The sequence below is a fragment of the Bacillus sp. MMSF_3353 genome (assembly GCF_030733445.1).
Classification (GTDB): Bacteria; Bacillota; Bacilli; order Bacillales; family Bacillaceae_G; genus Bacillus_A; species Bacillus_A wiedmannii.
The window spans coordinates 93,858-111,262 of the sequence record NZ_JASHJA010000009.1 but is presented as its reverse complement, the minus strand read 5'-3'; the positions used below and the strand labels follow the sequence as shown (position 1 = coordinate 111,262).

Here is a 17,405-nt window from a genome sequence, read left to right as displayed (position 1 = left end):
TGTACTCCCGTGTACAAATGCTTTTTTATTTACTATTCGTTTGTTTTTTTCTACTATTCATTAAGAACACGATATCTACAATAATAATTGTGCCAATTATTACTTGCGGCACATAATCCATCATAGTAGGACCACTTGGCCTATTCATCATCATATACATTCCAGTTACAAATGAAATGGAAAGTAGCATGAGTAACGTTACTTCAATATTTTCATATAGCTTTTGAAACAATCGCTTCATTTCCACCACCAGCATTTACCATATTATAACAAAAAACCACTCTACATGAGTGGTTTTTTTCATCACTGCGCCATTTTCTTTCGGTACATCTTCCCGTTCCAATAGAAGAATCGTGAAGTAAGCCCTCCGTATTTTACAATGCGCCGTGCCATTTTGTTCATATTCTTTTGTGCTGATACTTTTTGATCTGATAAATAAATACCAAGTAACCCTCGGCTTATGAGACGATGAAACTTCGCATGAGGTAAATCACCAATGCTCTTCTCTGCTTCTTCTACAAAATGTTTCATACGATCTAATATCGCTTGCTCGTTTTCATAATAACTACAGAAATTCAAATCCCCGCCGGCGCGGTCTTCTTCTTGATCGATGAAATAATCAAGTAAAATGTGAAGTCCTTGTACGTATGGGAAGTATCCTTGTCTAATTTTCGCAATATCTTCATCATGTAATTCATCATGAAATGCATATGCTACAAGACAGAAGATTCCAAGTGTAGAACCGGCACATGCTGAAAATTCAAACCAGCTCATTTCAGGTAAATTTTCTTTATGTGCTTCAAACCATTTTTGTAAGCGTGGTTCTCTTTCTTCTAACTTCACGTGTTTATGAATTTGCAAATCACAATAATAACAAGCAAGTTCATGAAGAACAGGAGCAATTTTGTCATAGTGCTTCGTTTTCTTTAAAACATCTTGGCATGTTTCAACAAGTTCATCTAAATAACCACCATCGTCTTGATCATCACGATAGCGATAATAATTACCGCCACCTTCTACTTCAGGTGATAATGCCATTAACATAGATTCATGCAGTGCGGCAAAATCATTCGGATCAAGTGATGTACTGCGGTCACATAAATTATCTAAATAATCGCTGATTGTTTGATACGCTACGATAAAACGAATGCATTCCTCTCGGTGCTCATTTGCTAACAGTGCTAAAATACCACCGCCTTCGCAATGAAACGTTTTATTCTCAATACTCGCGATTGCCTGACTATGAAGCTCATCATTCGGAATATGGTAGGCACGCTCTTTCCACACCGCTAGCTCATGGTGTACTACCGGAAACACATCACGGTATACTTTCGCCATGAGCGTTATGGGATTACTCGGTACGTTCACTTCTTCCTTCATCTCCTCTATTCGATGTACAAATAATTTACTTATTTGTTTGTTTCTATTATGTTATTGATGCGTATTTCAGTAAATGACTGAATATAATTCAAAATTTCATCACGCTCATACTCATTTAATAACTCGTGATAACAATTCGGCCATTCTTTAAAAGCCTTATCACTTATTTTAACATTATCAAACCAAGTGCGGACACGTATTTTATCTACAAGTTTATCCTCACAAGCTTGCATTAGCAAGAGCGGAACATCTGGAAAATCATCTATTTTTTTATGAGCAATTTCGATAGACTTAATCAATTCACTATACCAACGTACTGATACTTTGCGCAAGAACAATGAATCATTCTCCATCGCGTCCCTAACTTCATGATTACGAGTGGACATTTCCACTGTAAGATTCGTTGCAAATTGCAATTTTGGAGCGATAATATTTAATATTTTTGAGGCAGCTTGAAGTGGTGCTGAAGGTCCAGCTACTAAGCCTAAACATGGCGAACTTAAAATAATGCCGTCTACATCTTCTCTCTTCGTTTCTTGCATCATACGAATGACAATAAGACCACCCATACTATGACCAAATATAAAAATAGGTAACCTATACTTTCTTGCCTCTTTCACCCATAATTTAACTTCCTCTATGTATTCATCAAATGAATCAATATGTCCTCTATTTCTTGAAGTCGTTCCGTGTGACGGAAGGTCCCCCATCACGACGTGATAGCCGATATGATTCCACATTTCCGCAACGGCTTCATAACGTCCGTGATATTCCATTGCGCCGTGCACGATAACAACGACAGCTTTCGCTTCCTCTGTTTCATAATTCCACATACGGACCTCCTCCATTTCACTCTTTCTCATAATTTGATACACTGAAACTAGTCTCTAGGAAAGGAAGACTTTACATGATATATCCTTACAAAGAAAAAAATCCGAAAATTGCGAGTAGTGCTTTTGTCGCTGATTATGTTACGATTACAGGCGACGTTTCCATTGGTGAAGAATCAAGTATTTGGTTTAATACAGTCATACGCGGTGATGTTTCACCAACAATCATTGGAAACCGGGTAAATGTACAAGACCAATGTACACTTCACCAAAGCCCACAGTATCCTCTTATTTTAGAAGACGACGTGACCATTGGGCATCAAGTTATTTTACATAGCTGTCATATTAAAAAAGATGCTTTAATTGGAATGGGATCTATTATATTAGATGGTGCTGAAATTGGTGAAGGAGCCTTTATCGGTGCTGGAAGCCTCGTTTCACAAGGAAAGAAAATCCCGCCAAACACATTAGCATTCGGTCGACCAGCTAAAGTCGTTCGTGAATTAACAGAAGAAGACCGTAAAGACATGGAGCGAATTCGCACACAATATGTTGAAAAAGGCCAGTATTATAAATCATTACAGAAGTAACTTTTCCAGCTGCCACTTTAATGGCAGCTTTTTATATAAAGTGAAACTTTAATCAGTGGGGTTTTTCTTCATCCCCCACTGATTATTAGTTGAACCAGTCGGACTTTTATGGGCAGTTGATCCCCCACCTAACTTCTTTGCTTTCGCTGAATTTTGAGGTGGGGGTCTTACTGCCCATTAAAGCGAGATAAAAACTAACTTTTTCTTTACAAAACATTATTACTCCCTCAATAAAATCTTATTAAAATAAAAGCTAATATCTCCATATATATGTAAACAAGGGAGGAGAATTTTCATGAAGGTCAGTGGACTGTATAAAATAGAATGTTACATTTTCAAAGGAATTAACCGATACTTTGATCAAAAAACATTAAATATCTTTTTCAGCAATATTACTCATATCGGTGGTGCTACTTTCTCAATCGCACTCACACTTTTCTTTTTAATTTTTGCAAAAGGGACTTTGCATCAAGCTGCAATCGCAACTGCTATTTCTTTAGCAATTAGCCATATTCCTGTACAAATATTAAAAAGATGGTATCCGCGAAAACGCCCTTATTTAACAATTCAGGATGCGAAATATCCAGTCCATCCATTAAAAGACCACTCTTTCCCGTCTGGTCATACAACAGCCGTTTTCTCTGTCCTTATTCCATTTATTTGCTATAATCCAAGCATATTTGCTTTTCTATTACCGTTAGCATTATGCGTTGGCATTTCTCGCATTTATTTAGGGCTTCACTATCCGTCTGATGTATTCGTCGGTATGTGCCTCGGCACTTGCTCTGGCATCATCTCTTTTTATCAATTCATCCCACTTTTCACATAAAGGAGTGATATGATGAGAGTCGCCATTTTTACCGATACTTTTACGCCACAAGTTAACGGAGTTGCGAAAACATTAGAACGATTAACACGTTACTTTCAGAAAGAAAAGATCGCCTATTCTGTTTTCGCCCCTCAGCATACAGCTGAAGATAATTTCGTAGCTAATGTGAACAAGATGAGAAGTATCCCGTTAACAATATTATATCCAGAATGCCGCTTTTCTTTTCCTACTCCGCGCATTAAACGAGAACTTCTTTCCTTTAAACCTGACATTATTCACATTGCTACACCTTTCAACATGGGACTTTGTGGATTGTATTATGCAAAAAAGTTAAACATCCCAGTTGTCGGTTCTTATCATACTGATTTCGATGCTTATTTACGCTATTACAAAATCGAATTTCTCTCTAACATGCTTTGGAACTATTTAAAATGGTTTCATAGCCATATGCAAAAAAATTTCGTTCCTTCCTTTGAAACGTTACACCAACTAAAAAATAAAGGCTTTCATTCCCTCTCCATATGGGGACGTGGTGTAGATTGCACACTCTTTCATCCATCTTACAATACAGACCTATTCCGAAAAAAATATAATATTACAGCGAAGTATGTCCTTTCCTATGTTGGACGGCTTGCCCCTGAAAAAGATATTGATACGTTACAACACCTTATTGCGAAAACAGCGCATACTCGAAACAATATTCATTGGCTCATTGCAGGAGACGGTCCTCTAGCAATAAATTTACGTGAAGCTGTTCCGAATACAAATGTCACTTTTACTGGATATTTACAAGGTAAGGATTTAGCTGAAGCATATGCTTGTTCTAACATCATGGTATTTCCATCCGCTACTGAAACGTTCGGAAATGTCGTACTCGAATCACTTGCATGCGGTACACCTGTCATCGGTGCAAATAGTGGCGGGGTTAAAAATATTATTACGGATGGACAGACAGGAGTTCTTTGCCCGCCCAAACATGCGGATTCATTTCTATCATCCATCCATTCTTTATTGCGAAATGAAGAGCAACTTATGCAAATGAGCATAGCGGCTTCATCTTATGCTAAAACAAAAAGCTGGGATGAGATTTTCCGTGGGTTACTTGACCAATATGAAACCGTCCTTCAGAACACCGCATCAGAATTACTCGCTTAAACAGAAGAGCTCCCTTCAACTAGACGAAGGGAGTTTATTACACAGTTATAAATTTTAGTTTCATAAATGATACATAAGGTTAAACATTGTTTTATTTCTATATTCATTATATCAAAAATAAACATAACCAAACAGACTTGTAATAAAAACCCATAAAAATTAATATATGGTCATACAGTATTTTAACTGTATATTGATTTTAAGAATTCCCCTTAAAATCAACTTACTCACATACCTTTATACAGTAATTGTTCCCCAATTTCTGTATACCAAAAAACCTTTCATTCATTTGAAAGGTTTTTTTGAGCCTGCACATATTCTTCTTTCGTATTCACATTTATAAACCAATCCGCATGCGCTTGTACATCTTCTCCAGCAACATACTTTACATTACATTGTGATAAAAGCTGGCCCACACTTCTTTTTTCTTCCTGAAGCAAAGCATACATCTTTTCTTTCACACGGTTATGATACGCTGCAAGTAACGGTTGTTTTCTTCCATTAATAATAGGTACAACCGCATCATATTCATTACTCGTTTGCTCTAGTAAAATGGTAAACCACTCTGGCGAAACGTTTGGTGCATCGCAAGGCATAATAGCGTACCAATCTGCTTCTATATATTCCATACCTGATACAATGCCGGCAAGCGGTCCATTTCCTTTATAATGCGGAATATCTTCTATAACAGGAACTTGTACGAGTTGCTCTACTCGCTCTTTTATATCAGTATGGCTAATTACTACAATGTCTTGCAAAGTATTTCCCATCACTTTCACAATATGCTCAACAAAAGTAGTTCCCTTCCAAATTGCTAACGCTTTCGGCTCACCGAATCGACTCGACATACCGCCTGCTAATACAATTCCAGCATACTTACTCATTGGCGATGCAGCTCAAATGTAATATGACCTAATTCCGGTAAAATTAATTTATTCATCGCAAGGCGAACTGCTCCGCTCGATCCTGGCATCGAGAAAACTACTTTGCGCCCAATTGTACCACCAATCGCTCTACTTAACATTGCGCTGCTTCCGATATCTTCTAAATAACTAATCATGCGGAACAACTCACCAAATCCGACAATTTCTTTATGTAATAACGCTGATACTGCTTCAATTGTGACATCGCGTTTCGTAATACCAGTACCGCCATTTGTTAATACAACATCTACATCTTCCTTATGATAACCAGCTAACACCGCTTGCTGAATACTTTCTTTATCATCTTTTACAATTTCATAAGAAGTTACTTTATGTCCCGCTTCTTTTAACAATTCATGTAATAGTTGTCCGCTCTTATCTGTCTCTTCCGTACGTGTATCGGAAATCGTTACGATTTTGCAACGCACTTCTTTCGGTGCTTGTTTTTTATGTTCGGTTACGCTCATTTTATATCTTCCCTTTCCTAAAGTCTTTTCTTCATTTTATCATACCTATCTTTACACAATTATGTATGAAGCCGCTAATACACCATGATACAATATAAGTATATACAACCACAAAAAGGAAAATATACTTTCTTATACTCCTAGACTACACATCATTAGCTACTCTTTAAATCCTCTTATATTTTCCACATAGTAGATTTCATTTTAAATTACAAAATAATTTGGGGGTTCACTCACTATGGAACTTTATAAAAAACTAACAACAACATTCATCCTCTTATTCGTCGCTTCCATTACTGTCGGCTTTTCTCTAAAAGGCGCAATTCCATACGCTACATTAGTAAGCATTATATTCGCGACACTATTTTTACTATGCAGTGCCTTTTGCGCGGGTAAAGCACGTCAAATGAAAGGTTGATTACATATGTTCCAGAAGAAACCAATCCTTTGTAAATCATGTAAAAAAGAAATACAAACGTATGAAAAAGCATGGATTCATATGCCCTTTCCAGCAAATAGTATGACGAATATGAAAAAGTATATTGAGCTAGACGGCGAAGTGTATTGTAGCTCATGTATTCAAATTGGAAGTAAAACAAAATAAAAAAAGCTTTGCGCTCACGGCGCAAAGCTTTTTTTCATATATTATAGACCAGCTTGCTCTTTTAAAGCTGCAGCTTTGTCTGTACGTTCCCATGTTAGGTCTACATCAGTACGTCCGAAGTGGCCGTAAGCTGCTGTTTGTTTATAAATTGGGCGACGTAAGTCTAGCATTTTAATAATACCAGCTGGGCGAAGATCGAAGTTGTTACGAACTAGTTCTACTAGTACGTCTTCAGATACTTTACCAGTCCCGAATGTATCAACTGAAATTGATACTGGTTGTGCTACACCAATTGCGTATGCAAGTTGTACTTCTGCTTTGTCAGCAAGACCAGCTGCTACGATGTTTTTCGCAACATAACGAGCTGCATATGCTGCAGAACGGTCAACTTTCGTTGCATCTTTACCAGAGAATGCACCGCCACCGTGGCGAGCGTATCCACCATAAGTATCAACGATGATTTTACGTCCTGTTAAACCAGCATCACCTTGTGGTCCACCAATTACGAAGCGGCCAGTTGGGTTAATGAAGAATTTCGTTTCTCCATCCATTAATTCTGCTGGAACTACAGCTTTAATTACATGCTCTTTTAAATCGCGATCGATTTCTTCCCATGTAACATCTGGATGATGCTGTGTAGAAATTACGATTGTATCTACACGTACAGGTTTACCATTTTCATCATACTCAACTGTAACTTGCGTTTTTCCATCCGGACGTAAGTATGATAATGTGTCATCTTTACGTACTTCAGTTAAACGGCGAGCTAATTTGTGAGCAAGCGAGATTGGAAGTGGCATTAATTCTTGTGTTTCATTACATGCGAAGCCAAACATTAAACCTTGGTCTCCCGCACCAATTGCCTCAATCTCAGCGTCAGTCATTAGACCTTCGCGTGCTTCTAGCGCTTGGTCAACACCCATAGCGATGTCAGCAGATTGCTCATCGATAGATGTTAAAACTGCACAAGTTTCTGCATCGAATCCGTATTTTGCGCGTGTGTAACCAATGCCTTGAATTGTTTCACGAACGATTTTTGGAATATCTACGTAAGTAGAAGTCGTAATTTCCCCCGCTACCAATACTAAACCAGTTGTTACAGTTGTTTCACAAGCTACACGTGCATTTGCGTCCTTTGATAAGATCGCATCTAAAATTGAATCAGAAATTTGGTCACAAATTTTATCTGGATGTCCTTCAGTTACAGACTCAGATGTGAACAGATGACGTTTTTTTGTCATGTGGTAAACCTCCCTACAGTAATTGTATATATTGTACGGAACTCATCCTTAATTTGCCACAAACTGCGACATACATTTATTCTCCCACACAAGCATACAGAAAAACCTTTCCTACTTTACATAGAGGAAAGGTTTAATTTGCTACTTGCATACTGCTTTTTGCCCTTTGCTCTTATCGTTCGAGACCGTTAGCCTCGCACAGGTTTTAGCACCTATTCACCTGTATTTACCACTACAAGTGAGGTTGCTGGGCTTCATCGGGCCTGTCCCTCCGCCAGCTCGGGATAAGAGAGTATCCGTCCCAACCTATACTAAAGAAATGATATTCATTTGTCAATTAATATTCACATTTTCCTGAAAGTTTTTCTCAATACGCCTGGAATGAAATATTAATAAGGAAATAATACATTCACACAAACAAAAAGAAATAAATAGTATACATTATTTATATAATTGTGTTATACTCTTGTTGGGGATTACGAGAAATATTTCATTAAATGAAAAGGATGGTATATAAATATGAGTACTGTGAATGTCCAAATTGGTTTACACGAATTATTGAACGGAAGCAATGCACAGATTCAACTAAGTGTTCCGCAATTAGTGGAAAAAGTATTAATGCGAAATGAAGGGAAATTAACTTCTACTGGTGCCGTTTCTGCTTCAACAGGAAAATATACAGGACGTTCTCCTAAAGATAAATTTATTGTGAAAGAAGCATCGGTTGCTGACAAAATTGCTTGGGGAGCAGTGAATCAACCGATTTCTGAAGAACATTTTAATAAATTATACACTAAAGTTTTAGAATACTTAAAAGAAAAAGAAGAGTTATTCATCTTCAATGGATTTGCAGGCGCTGACCGCAATTACCGCCTACCAATTCAAGTTATTAACGAATATGCATGGCACAATTTATTTGTACATCAATTATTCATTCGTCCAACTGAAGAAGAATTAACAACTCATGAATCAGAGTTCACAATTGTTTCTGCACCGAATTTCAAAGCTGATCCAGCTGTTGACGGTACAAACTCTGAAGCATTCATTATGGTTTCATTCGAAAAACGTATCGTACTAATTGGTGGTACAGAATACGCTGGAGAAATGAAAAAATCAATCTTCTCTATTATGAACTTCTTACTACCTGAACAAGATATTCTTTCTATGCACTGCTCTGCAAACGTAGGTGAAGAAGGTGACGTAGCACTATTCTTCGGTTTATCTGGAACAGGTAAAACAACATTATCTGCTGATCCACACCGTAAATTAATCGGTGATGATGAGCATGGTTGGTCTGATAACGGTGTATTCAATATTGAAGGCGGTTGCTACGCAAAATGTGTAAACCTTTCTCACGAGAAAGAACCACAAATTTTCGATGCAATCAAATTTGGATCTGTTTTAGAAAACGTTATCATTAATAACCAAACGCGTATCGCAGACTATAACGATACTACTTTAACAGAAAATACTCGTGCTGCATACCCTATGCATGCGATTGACAATATCGTACTGCCAAGTGTTGCTGGACACCCAAATACAATCATTTTCTTAACTGCTGATGCATCTGGCGTATTGCCTCCAATCAGTAAGTTATCAAAAGAACAAGCTATGTATCATTTCTTAAGTGGTTACACTAGTAAACTAGCAGGAACAGAGCGCGGCGTTACATCTCCGCAAGCAACATTCTCAACTTGCTTCGGTTCACCATTCTTACCACTTGATGCATCTCGCTATGCTGAAATGCTTGGTGAAAAAATCGAGAAACACGATGCGAAAGTATTCTTAGTAAACACTGGCTGGACTGGTGGCGAATACGGCATTGGTAAACGTATGAACTTAGGTTACACTCGTGCAATGATTCAAGCAGCATTAAGCGGCGAACTTGCGAAAACTGAAACAGCTAAACATGACATCTTCGGTCTTGAAGTTCCACTTCACGTACCAGGTGTACCTGACGAAGTGTTAATGCCTGAACAAACTTGGGCTGATAAAGCTGCTTACAAAGCGAAAGCAATCGAGCTTGCGAGCGAATTCAAAGAGAACTTCAAAAAGTTCGACAGCGTTTCTGAAGATATTATTAACTTAGGCGGTCCAATCGCTTAAGTACAAACTTTCTGTTGGAATACCCCTTTTACTCATATGAATAAGTGTCGTGTAACCGTAAAGTTCCGCGTACTCACCGACAAAACCCAATGCGGCTTAACGGTTATACACACTTACATAAAAAAGAAGCTTACGTTAAAAACGTAAGCTTCTTTCTATATCTTATCTCTTCATCTATGACTTAGTTCGTGAAATCACAGAAAATTCATTTTATATTCATTCATTATTATTTTTTTATGATAAAATTTACATATGAAGGAAAGGATGAGGCCTATGAAAAATTTTTCTCGTACAGGAAAAATTTTATTCAGTTACGGAGCGATCCAAATGTTTTGGGGACTTGTGATGCTTAACGTTAATTTATTTGAGCATACAAGTGAAACGATAAAATATATTATTCTAATTACCGGAATAATTTGTTGTATTATATCCACCTTTTTTAAAGAACATAAGAGTCATACTAATACGTGATTTCATGTTAGCTTATAGGAAGCAGCAACCTGTATTTTATGCAAAATTATGCTTCCTATTGTAACTACCCCTCGCCGGATCCTCTATTCCACCTAAAAAGAGGCTTTTTATCTTTTTAGCTCTTTGTTAATTCTTCCTCATCTTTCATACTATAGTAGCCTAAATTCACAACGATTAAGAAATAACCCCCCAGAATCCCTACTGCAAATGCCCACATAACCATGTGGTGCTCAATTTCGTACATAATAACAGCGCCCAAAATGGCAGCTGCAAAACGATTAAACATACCGAGCGTCGGTGCTTTCGTTTTCTTTACGATACTATCTCCAAGCTTCTCAATTCGTCTCCCTAAAAGCCAAACACAATACATACTTACGATAAGTCCAATTCCAGCACCTAGAAAATGAGCTGAAAACGGTGTTAACATCCATCCTAGCAAAAGAAAACCTAGTAAATAATACGATTGAATTTTAAATGATCTTAATGACATACTAATCATGCTGTTCTCCTCTTCAGTAATTTTTATCTATCCAACAAAAGCTGTATAACTCATTTCTTTCGAGTTCATACTACTTAAAATTCATTTCACTCAAATTAAAAACAACATAAACAGTATGTTTATGTTGTTTGAATGTTTTCAGGAAATAATATTATACAAGATTTCAAGCATCATATTCTCATAATTTGTGACGTTTTTCCAAACATTTTTCGTCCATTTATGAAAAAAGTGATATCAATCTATGAACATACGGATATGATGTAATAAGTACACAAATAAAGGGGGCGTCTAATGATTTATTTTTTAATGGCTCTCATTCACCTCATTATCCCTGCACTTATTGGACTTTCATTGTATTGGTACACGAAAAATCATAGTATTTTCTACGCTGTCCTCGGTGTTCTTCTTCCAGGTATTATTCTTATCACACTCTTCCGTATTCCATTTTTAAACTTAATTCCACTTATTACTGCTATCTTATTTCTCGTCTTCTTACCAAAAATAAAAAAATAGGAAAGCAGATCATAGATGATCTGTTTTCCTATTTTGATATAGGTTCCCCCGCAGTAGAATGAATTTTTACTTTCTCCGATTTCACAAACCATAGACCGAAGAAAATAATAATTCCACCGATTATTTGTTGAAATGATACATATTCATTTGCCCATATAGCTGCAAATAAAACAGCTACAAGTGGCGTTATATACATATATACCATCGTATGTGACGCGCCAATTTTTTGAATACCAACATACCACATCACTAAACCAAATACTGTTACAAAGAAAATGGAATATAGTAAAGCGAATAGTGTCATTCCATGTGTAATGTGAAATGGCATTATAAATACATGTGGTCCACTTAACAATAAAAGCGGAATCGCGCCAACTAATGCTGACCATGCGGTAACACGTAGTGCTGAATATTTTTTAATTAATGGACCTGCTAAAACAGGATAAAGCCCCCAGCATATTGATGTAATAAGTCCAATTCCGTTACCATAAAAAGAACTAGCAAGCGAATGCCCTGCTAATAAAACTAATGCAGCACCACCAAAGGCAATTATAGAACCGATGAGCTTTCGAGAAGAAAACTTTTCTTGTTTCAAAAAAATAGCAAATACAGTTGTAAAAATAGGTGAAATAGAAATGAGTAAAGAGGCATTTGTAGCGGACGTATATTTGACAGTTTCCATAAATAACGTTTGATACAGTACAATACCTACAACACTAACGATGATTAATCTAGGTATATCCTTTCGTTCCATATAAACCGACTTTTCAATAAAAAATGTAAGGAGTAACATAAGCGGTGCCGCTGATATCATCCGAAGTGCAGTAAACTCAATTGCTGTAAATTCTAAAAGTCCATATTTAGCAATCGTAAAATTAATCCCCCAAATAATAACGACTGCTAAAATTAATAACTCAATCCCCCATCTTCTCATGCATATCCCCTCCGCAAATAAGATTATACAGAAAATTCAATCACATGTATATTTCATTATGTGAAAAAATCTTTGTATTGTATGGAGAGGTTTGCTTTGTTTGGTACATAAACTTATATCGACGATTTTTCGAATATATCGACTTATCAACAAAAAACGAAAATAATAGTACCTTATATAATAAAAAGATGGTCCAAAAATATTTTGGACCATCTTTTCTTTCTTACACTCGAACGTGTAACTTCATATTTGGATTATAAAATTGGCTTGGGCTCTTCAGCTGAAAAGTTCCTCCAACTTCATGCCAATCAACTGTTAACTTATCATCCATAAATACAAGCTTTGTACGATCTGCGATAAAATTCATTGCGCTAGATTCGATATCCACATCGCGCTCATCTTTTTCTGCTACAGCTACTAAATCGATAATTCCGCTCATTACACAACCGCAACCTTCATTATCGTAAAATAACTTTATATATTTCGCTTCATTTGGAATCGTATCCATAATCTTTTTATATGCTGCTTCTGTTACAGTAACGTACATATGTTAATCTTCATCCTCTCTTCTCATATCCTTCATACATTGTACCACCATTTTCTCTTAAATTTATATACATAAAATTAAGACTAATATACAATATATGTAATAAAGGAGGTTGTATCACTCATGTTCAAATTACTGCGATACCCCATCTTCTTAGGCCTACTCGGTAGCTTTTTTATTTCTAGCGGAATGCTATTACAACATATACTTCCTTATTCTCCTTCTATTGGTTGGATTTTAGGCTTTATTTGTTTCCTAACCGCTTCTTATTTTGCTATGAAAAAATAAGAAGCGCTTTAAGATTTATTTGCAGCTTAATTTTGACTTGGGTGTTACTTTCGGCCCACAAGAGAAACGTTGGCTCTATAACGATTCAACTCTCCTCTCTATTTTAAAATCTATACACAATACGATTGAACACACAAAAATATAGAATTCATAATATGTATATAGTGGTTCTATTTTTAAAACTAGTTTTTCAAAATATAGAAAGGAGAACATACATGTACCCACGTAATTGTTTTAGTTGCGACGGCAGACGCAATAGTAGTTCTAACGGAAACACCGGGCCCACTGGTAGCACCGGACCTACTGGAAACACTGGCTCTGCCGGCATCACTGGACCTTCCGGGAACACCGGACCCACTGGTAGTACTGGACCTTCTGGCTCTGCCGGGCCTTCCGGAGCTGGTTTCCAAAGTACTACCGCCTTTAGTCTAGCAGCCGCCCCCACCTATAAAAAAGGACAAGTTGTCACTTATACGAGCAGCGGCTATGTTGTAAAAAAAGATGCACCTCAAGGATTTCCGAATGTATCTCCAGATTATATCGTATTAGTAGAAAGTGGACCTACTGGAAACACTGGCAGTACTGGACCTTCTGGCGGTACCGGACCTTCCGGCATCACTGGACCTACGGGGAATACTGGATTTACTGGCAGTACTGGGCCTACGGGGAATACTGGACCTTCTGGCAGTACTGGGCCTACGGGGAATACTGGACCTTCTGGCAGTACTGGGCCTACGGGGAATACTGGATCTACTGGATTTACCGGGCCTACTGGATTTACTGGTTCTACTGGTAGTACCGGACCTACTGGCATTACCGGACCTACTGGAGCTGCAGGTAGTGCCTCAGCAAAAAGTATTATTTTTCAAGGAACAAATGCTGGTTTTCAACGTATAGCGGGTTCTCCTGGCATTGACTCCAATGTTATTCCATATGTCACTGCTGGAGACGGTAGTGTAGTTGGCTTTGCTGCATCTATAAATGTAAATAACTTACCTGCTGCTGTTTATACGATTGATATTTGCAGGAATGTCCCAACAAACCTCACTGCCCCTACTTCCAGTTACATTTTAACTACTATTACCTTAACTACCACGGACAAAATTACCGGAACTATAGTATTTTCCATTAAACCGACGGATACTGGATCAGGACAAATTCAAGTATTTAATCCTACTCCAGCCGTAGGTCCGGCTACTGTAACTTGGACTAGCATTACAACTGGAAACCCTGTTTCAAGAGGGGATGCTATATCTCTTTATATTAACCCTGGAATTACTGCCAGTGCTGTATATTCTATTTTTCTAATCACTAATATTTAGTTCCTTCTTAACAGTAATTTATTTAACAAAAAAAGGAGATCACTCTCAAATAAGTAATCTCCCTTTTAAAAATTTTTTCATTACATTGGCAATACAATCTTCACAGTCGTTCCAACCCCAACTTCACTTTCAAAACTCATTTTACCGTTGTGGTCTTTAATAATTTTTTCTGTAACTACTAAACCTAAACCTGTTCCCGTTTCTTTCGTTGTGTAAAAAGCTTCATTTAACTTCGGAATTTTGTCTTTTGGAATACCGCAACCTTCATCCTTAACTTGAACAATGATTGCATCTTCTACAGTCACTTTAATCGTAATCGTTCCGCCAACTGACATTGCTTCAATCGCATTTTTAATTAAATTAAAAAATACTTGCTTTAATCGTTTTTCATCGCATGTAATCGATGGTATGTCTTTACTATAAATACCTTGTATGTGCACTCCTTGCTTTAAAGCAGGCTTTCCCATAACTCGAATAACATAAGCGATAATTTCTTCTATATTATGAACTTCTGATTCTAGTGATTTAGATTTCTCAAATCCACTAAGTTCTGTAGCGATTGTATGAATTCGCTCTACTTCTTGTTTCATAATATCACTATATATTTTATCCTCAGGATATTTATTTGCTTGCTTATTAACAAATTTATCTAAATTAGCTAGAGGTCTTCTAATTTTGTAACCAATAACTGTAGCCATTTTCCCAACAGTTGCTAGCTTTTCTGTTTGTTGTATTTCTTTATCCATCATCTCAAGCGTACGAACGTAAGATTGAAACCTTAAAAACATAATCCAACATATGATAGTAAATACGCTATATAATGCCATCGGGATTAAAACGAGTGACGAGTGAATAATGATTCCTATAAGAGCGTATTTCCCAACAAGTATACCAGTAACTAACCAAAAATACCTTTTGTTCACAAAGAGTGGGGCAAATAAAATAAAAAATCCTTCTACTATATTCCCACCATCAAACTCAGCATCACTACCGTAGTAAATCATAAAATTATGGATAAAATCTAGTAGGTTATATCCAATTAGAATAATATATTTCACTGCAAATGGATTCTTCCATTTCATGAAGTATACTCCAATACAAAACAAAATCACCATTAGAAAATAAAGCCATAAACCTAAACCATCTTCAAATTGTCCTACTCCTTCTTGCTCTCCTCCTATTAAAGGTACAATAAATTCGTAGGCAAGATCGTATACAAAAAATATAATGAAAAATAAACTTAAAAATATTTTCAGTGCCTTCATTTCTTCATTTTTAAATATATCGTCTTTATTCATATCGTAACTCCTAGCTTTTCTCCCTCTTGGATTTCATTATTTCCACGTTGCTTCGGGAGCATAATATCTATTCTAGTTCCAATATCTCTTTCACTTGAAATATGTAATTCACCAAGATGCTGCTCAGTAACAAGCCGATTCGCTACAGTAAGTCCTAGGCCAATTTTATCTTGTTTCGTTGTATAAAAGGCCTCTTTAACACGAGCTAAATTTTCTTTCTTAATACCGTAACCATTATCAATTACACTTAGCATTACATAATCTTGTCCTTTGTTTTCTAACCGTAACTCTAATGTGCCACCTTGCTCCATTGCCTCCAGAGCATTTTTTATGACATATAGAAAGACTCCTCTTATTTTCCGCTCATCACATTCAACTTCTATCGTCTTTTCTTCCACATTAGAAATAAACTGGACGCTAGATTCATTCATTTTTTCGCGAACAATTTTTACTGCTTGTAATGCAATTTCACCTATATTATGTTTCTTATAAACAGAAGGTTTACATGTAGCAACTTCCATTAACTCACTTATCATATTATTCATATTTTCTATTTCAAAAATCATCTGTTCGTAAATAGGGTCCTCCTCATGCTTCTCTCGTTGTAATTGCGTAAACCCTTTTAATGAAGCAAGTGGATTTTTAATTTCATGTCCCACTGTCGCTGCCATTTTTCCGATTACTGCTAATTTTTGTGATTCACTAGCAATCTTAATACTTTCCTTTACCGCTGAAAGGTATTGTATAAATCGATTTAAAATGATGTATGCCGCTATTAATACGAGTGTATACATAATGAGGAACATAAATCCTTTTACTTCCTTTAATACGAATAAATAAATAACATATTTCCCTACAATTGTCGAAAGTACAAACACAAAATATTTTTTATTTAAAAATATAGGTACAAAGAAGATGAAAATAATTTCTATTATATTTACTCCATCAAATGCCGCCTCATTATAAAGCATATACGAAAGTATATTAACGATTTCTATTCCTATGTATGCAAATACACATGCATATTTAACAAGGTTCGCTTTCTCTTTTTTTATTAAATATACATTCACACCGAGTATTGCAGTTCCGCAAATAACTTGCCATAGTATGCTATGTCCCATATCCGTTAATGATTTATTTTCTAATACGATTGCATAGAAAATTTGGTATGAAACAACAATGACATATAGCACCCATAAAAAAATTTTTGCATTCCTTTCTTCTTCTTTATATGATAGAAAACTTCCTTTCACTTCAACACCCCTTCAAAATAATATCTCGAAGAATACCATTTATTATAATAAATGATTTTCATAGACAAACAAAGATAAATCGAACATTTGAGGAAAATCATCCCAATAAAGCAAAGTATCTTCAGGCTATATAAGCATAAAAGCTATAAACAATA

The 17,405-nt window shown here is 36.4% G+C and carries 21 protein-coding genes and 1 riboswitch; of the genes, 10 read left to right on the top strand and 11 right to left on the bottom strand.

Annotation, left to right across the window (positions count from 1 at the left end):
• Positions 1–25: 25 nt before the first annotated feature.
• The 3 genes from RBB48_RS19460 to RBB48_RS19450 form a co-directional block, all read right to left on the bottom strand.
• A complete protein-coding gene (locus RBB48_RS19460; protein WP_088123562.1) occupies positions 26–241 on the bottom strand; it encodes a hypothetical protein in 216 nt (71 codons plus the stop codon).
• A 62-nt stretch (positions 242–303) separates the two neighbouring features.
• A complete protein-coding gene (locus tag RBB48_RS19455; RefSeq protein WP_142291822.1) occupies positions 304–1,368 on the bottom strand; it encodes a tetraprenyl-beta-curcumene synthase family protein in 1,065 nt (354 codons plus the stop codon).
• Positions 1,369–1,409: 41 nt separating this feature from the next.
• On the bottom strand, positions 1,410–2,213 hold the full coding sequence (locus RBB48_RS19450; RefSeq protein ID WP_000267444.1) for an alpha/beta hydrolase: 804 nt from the start codon (positions 2,211–2,213) through the stop codon (positions 1,410–1,412).
• Between the two features lie 74 nt (positions 2,214–2,287).
• On the opposite strand from RBB48_RS19450, the gene RBB48_RS19445 reads away from it, so the two are divergent.
• The 3 genes from RBB48_RS19445 to RBB48_RS19435 all read left to right on the top strand — a co-directional run bounded on the left by RBB48_RS19445 (position 2,288) and on the right by RBB48_RS19435 (position 4,784).
• Complete coding sequence (locus tag RBB48_RS19445; RefSeq protein WP_000640213.1) at positions 2,288–2,800, top strand: gamma carbonic anhydrase; 513 nt, start codon at positions 2,288–2,290, stop codon at positions 2,798–2,800.
• Positions 2,801–3,095: 295 nt separating this feature from the next.
• The gene (locus RBB48_RS19440; RefSeq protein ID WP_000868583.1) at positions 3,096–3,629 is read left to right on the top strand and encodes a phosphatase PAP2 family protein; all 534 of its coding nucleotides are present in this window, start codon (positions 3,096–3,098) and stop codon (positions 3,627–3,629) included.
• 12 nt (positions 3,630–3,641) lie between these two features.
• Positions 3,642–4,784: a glycosyltransferase family 4 protein gene (locus RBB48_RS19435; protein WP_088064626.1), complete on the top strand. Its 1,143-nt coding sequence runs from the start codon at positions 3,642–3,644 to the stop codon at positions 4,782–4,784.
• Positions 4,785–5,065: 281 nt separating this feature from the next.
• On the opposite strand, the gene RBB48_RS19430 is transcribed toward RBB48_RS19435, so the two are convergent.
• Entirely contained in the window at positions 5,066–5,668 is a 603-nt protein-coding gene (locus RBB48_RS19430; RefSeq protein WP_088064627.1) for a molybdenum cofactor guanylyltransferase, read from the bottom strand.
• Positions 5,665–6,174, bottom strand: coding sequence for a MogA/MoaB family molybdenum cofactor biosynthesis protein (locus RBB48_RS19425; protein WP_000117127.1), 510 nt, complete (start codon positions 6,172–6,174; stop codon positions 5,665–5,667). The genes RBB48_RS19430 and RBB48_RS19425 overlap by 4 nt, the downstream gene beginning before the upstream one ends.
• Positions 6,175–6,412: 238 nt before the next feature.
• On the opposite strand from RBB48_RS19425, the gene RBB48_RS19420 reads away from it, so the two are divergent.
• Positions 6,413–6,592: a hypothetical protein gene (locus RBB48_RS19420; protein ID WP_088064629.1), complete on the top strand. Its 180-nt coding sequence runs from the start codon at positions 6,413–6,415 to the stop codon at positions 6,590–6,592.
• Positions 6,593–6,598: 6 nt separating this feature from the next.
• The gene (locus RBB48_RS19415; RefSeq protein ID WP_097889167.1) at positions 6,599–6,778 is read left to right on the top strand and encodes a hypothetical protein; all 180 of its coding nucleotides are present in this window, start codon (positions 6,599–6,601) and stop codon (positions 6,776–6,778) included.
• A gap of 41 nt (positions 6,779–6,819) precedes the next feature.
• On the opposite strand, the gene metK is transcribed toward RBB48_RS19415, so the two are convergent.
• Entirely contained in the window at positions 6,820–8,019 is a 1,200-nt protein-coding gene (metK, locus tag RBB48_RS19410; protein ID WP_000163113.1) for a methionine adenosyltransferase, read from the bottom strand.
• 169 nt (positions 8,020–8,188) lie between these two features.
• Positions 8,189–8,310, bottom strand: a riboswitch (SAM riboswitch).
• Positions 8,311–8,538: 228 nt separating this feature from the next.
• On the opposite strand from metK, the gene pckA reads away from it, so the two are divergent.
• Positions 8,539–10,125, top strand: a complete 1,587-nt coding sequence (gene pckA, locus RBB48_RS19405; RefSeq protein WP_087984876.1) for a phosphoenolpyruvate carboxykinase (ATP) — start codon at positions 8,539–8,541, stop codon at positions 10,123–10,125.
• Between the two features lie 273 nt (positions 10,126–10,398).
• The gene (locus tag RBB48_RS19400) at positions 10,399–10,596 is read left to right on the top strand and encodes a hypothetical protein (protein ID WP_088064631.1); all 198 of its coding nucleotides are present in this window, start codon (positions 10,399–10,401) and stop codon (positions 10,594–10,596) included.
• 115 nt (positions 10,597–10,711) lie between these two features.
• On the opposite strand, the gene RBB48_RS19395 is transcribed toward RBB48_RS19400, so the two are convergent.
• Complete coding sequence (locus RBB48_RS19395) at positions 10,712–11,095, bottom strand: ATP synthase subunit I (RefSeq protein WP_000624934.1); 384 nt, start codon at positions 11,093–11,095, stop codon at positions 10,712–10,714.
• A gap of 291 nt (positions 11,096–11,386) precedes the next feature.
• On the opposite strand from RBB48_RS19395, the gene RBB48_RS19390 reads away from it, so the two are divergent.
• The gene (locus RBB48_RS19390) at positions 11,387–11,608 is read left to right on the top strand and encodes a hypothetical protein (protein WP_000639043.1); all 222 of its coding nucleotides are present in this window, start codon (positions 11,387–11,389) and stop codon (positions 11,606–11,608) included.
• A gap of 28 nt (positions 11,609–11,636) precedes the next feature.
• On the opposite strand, the gene RBB48_RS19385 is transcribed toward RBB48_RS19390, so the two are convergent.
• Both RBB48_RS19385 and RBB48_RS19380 read right to left on the bottom strand, forming a co-directional pair.
• Positions 11,637–12,542 carry a DMT family transporter gene (locus RBB48_RS19385; RefSeq protein WP_088064632.1) on the bottom strand — a complete coding sequence of 302 codons (906 nt, stop codon included), beginning with the start codon at positions 12,540–12,542 and terminating at the stop codon, positions 11,637–11,639.
• Between the two features lie 223 nt (positions 12,543–12,765).
• The gene (locus tag RBB48_RS19380) at positions 12,766–13,089 is read right to left on the bottom strand and encodes an iron-sulfur cluster biosynthesis family protein (RefSeq protein ID WP_048540845.1); all 324 of its coding nucleotides are present in this window, start codon (positions 13,087–13,089) and stop codon (positions 12,766–12,768) included.
• Positions 13,090–13,212: 123 nt separating this feature from the next.
• On the opposite strand from RBB48_RS19380, the gene RBB48_RS19375 reads away from it, so the two are divergent.
• Positions 13,213–13,377 carry a hypothetical protein gene (locus RBB48_RS19375; RefSeq protein WP_087984879.1) on the top strand — a complete coding sequence of 55 codons (165 nt, stop codon included), beginning with the start codon at positions 13,213–13,215 and terminating at the stop codon, positions 13,375–13,377.
• A gap of 215 nt (positions 13,378–13,592) precedes the next feature.
• Complete coding sequence (locus RBB48_RS19370; RefSeq protein WP_306007979.1) at positions 13,593–14,699, top strand: collagen-like domain-containing protein; 1,107 nt, start codon at positions 13,593–13,595, stop codon at positions 14,697–14,699.
• 80 nt (positions 14,700–14,779) lie between these two features.
• Here RBB48_RS19370 and RBB48_RS19365 read toward each other — a convergent pair whose 3' ends face one another.
• Positions 14,780–15,997 carry an ATP-binding protein gene (locus tag RBB48_RS19365; protein WP_046958663.1) on the bottom strand — a complete coding sequence of 406 codons (1,218 nt, stop codon included), beginning with the start codon at positions 15,995–15,997 and terminating at the stop codon, positions 14,780–14,782.
• Positions 15,994–17,250, bottom strand: a complete 1,257-nt coding sequence (locus RBB48_RS19360) for an ATP-binding protein (RefSeq protein WP_088064634.1) — start codon at positions 17,248–17,250, stop codon at positions 15,994–15,996. Before RBB48_RS19360 ends, RBB48_RS19365 begins: the two co-directional genes overlap by 4 nt.
• Between the last annotated feature and the right edge of the window lie 155 nt (positions 17,251–17,405).

Bases quoted from the DNA above. Each gene is read 5' to 3' on its own strand.
- RBB48_RS19460 (WP_088123562.1), bottom strand. From the start codon at position 241: ATGAAGCGATTGTTTCAAAAGCTATATGAAAATATTGAAGTAACGTTA.
- RBB48_RS19450 (WP_000267444.1), bottom strand. From the start codon at position 2,213: ATGTGGAATTATGAAACAGAGGAAGCGAAAGCTGTCGTTGTTATCGTG.
- RBB48_RS19445 (WP_000640213.1), top strand. From the start codon at position 2,288: ATGATATATCCTTACAAAGAAAAAAATCCGAAAATTGCGAGTAGTGCT.
- RBB48_RS19440 (WP_000868583.1), top strand. From the start codon at position 3,096: ATGAAGGTCAGTGGACTGTATAAAATAGAATGTTACATTTTCAAAGGA.
- RBB48_RS19435 (WP_088064626.1), top strand. From the start codon at position 3,642: ATGAGAGTCGCCATTTTTACCGATACTTTTACGCCACAAGTTAACGGA.
- RBB48_RS19430 (WP_088064627.1), bottom strand. From the start codon at position 5,668: ATGAGTAAGTATGCTGGAATTGTATTAGCAGGCGGTATGTCGAGTCGA.
- RBB48_RS19425 (WP_000117127.1), bottom strand. From the start codon at position 6,174: ATGAGCGTAACCGAACATAAAAAACAAGCACCGAAAGAAGTGCGTTGC.
- RBB48_RS19420 (WP_088064629.1), top strand. From the start codon at position 6,413: ATGGAACTTTATAAAAAACTAACAACAACATTCATCCTCTTATTCGTC.
- RBB48_RS19415 (WP_097889167.1), top strand. From the start codon at position 6,599: ATGTTCCAGAAGAAACCAATCCTTTGTAAATCATGTAAAAAAGAAATA.
- metK (WP_000163113.1), bottom strand. From the start codon at position 8,019: ATGACAAAAAAACGTCATCTGTTCACATCTGAGTCTGTAACTGAAGGA.
- pckA (WP_087984876.1), top strand. From the start codon at position 8,539: ATGAGTACTGTGAATGTCCAAATTGGTTTACACGAATTATTGAACGGA.
- RBB48_RS19400 (WP_088064631.1), top strand. From the start codon at position 10,399: ATGAAAAATTTTTCTCGTACAGGAAAAATTTTATTCAGTTACGGAGCG.
- RBB48_RS19395 (WP_000624934.1), bottom strand. From the start codon at position 11,095: ATGATTAGTATGTCATTAAGATCATTTAAAATTCAATCGTATTATTTA.
- RBB48_RS19390 (WP_000639043.1), top strand. From the start codon at position 11,387: ATGATTTATTTTTTAATGGCTCTCATTCACCTCATTATCCCTGCACTT.
- RBB48_RS19385 (WP_088064632.1), bottom strand. From the start codon at position 12,542: ATGAGAAGATGGGGGATTGAGTTATTAATTTTAGCAGTCGTTATTATT.
- RBB48_RS19380 (WP_048540845.1), bottom strand. From the start codon at position 13,089: ATGTACGTTACTGTAACAGAAGCAGCATATAAAAAGATTATGGATACG.
- RBB48_RS19375 (WP_087984879.1), top strand. From the start codon at position 13,213: ATGTTCAAATTACTGCGATACCCCATCTTCTTAGGCCTACTCGGTAGC.
- RBB48_RS19370 (WP_306007979.1), top strand. From the start codon at position 13,593: ATGTACCCACGTAATTGTTTTAGTTGCGACGGCAGACGCAATAGTAGT.
- RBB48_RS19365 (WP_046958663.1), bottom strand. From the start codon at position 15,997: ATGAATAAAGACGATATATTTAAAAATGAAGAAATGAAGGCACTGAAA.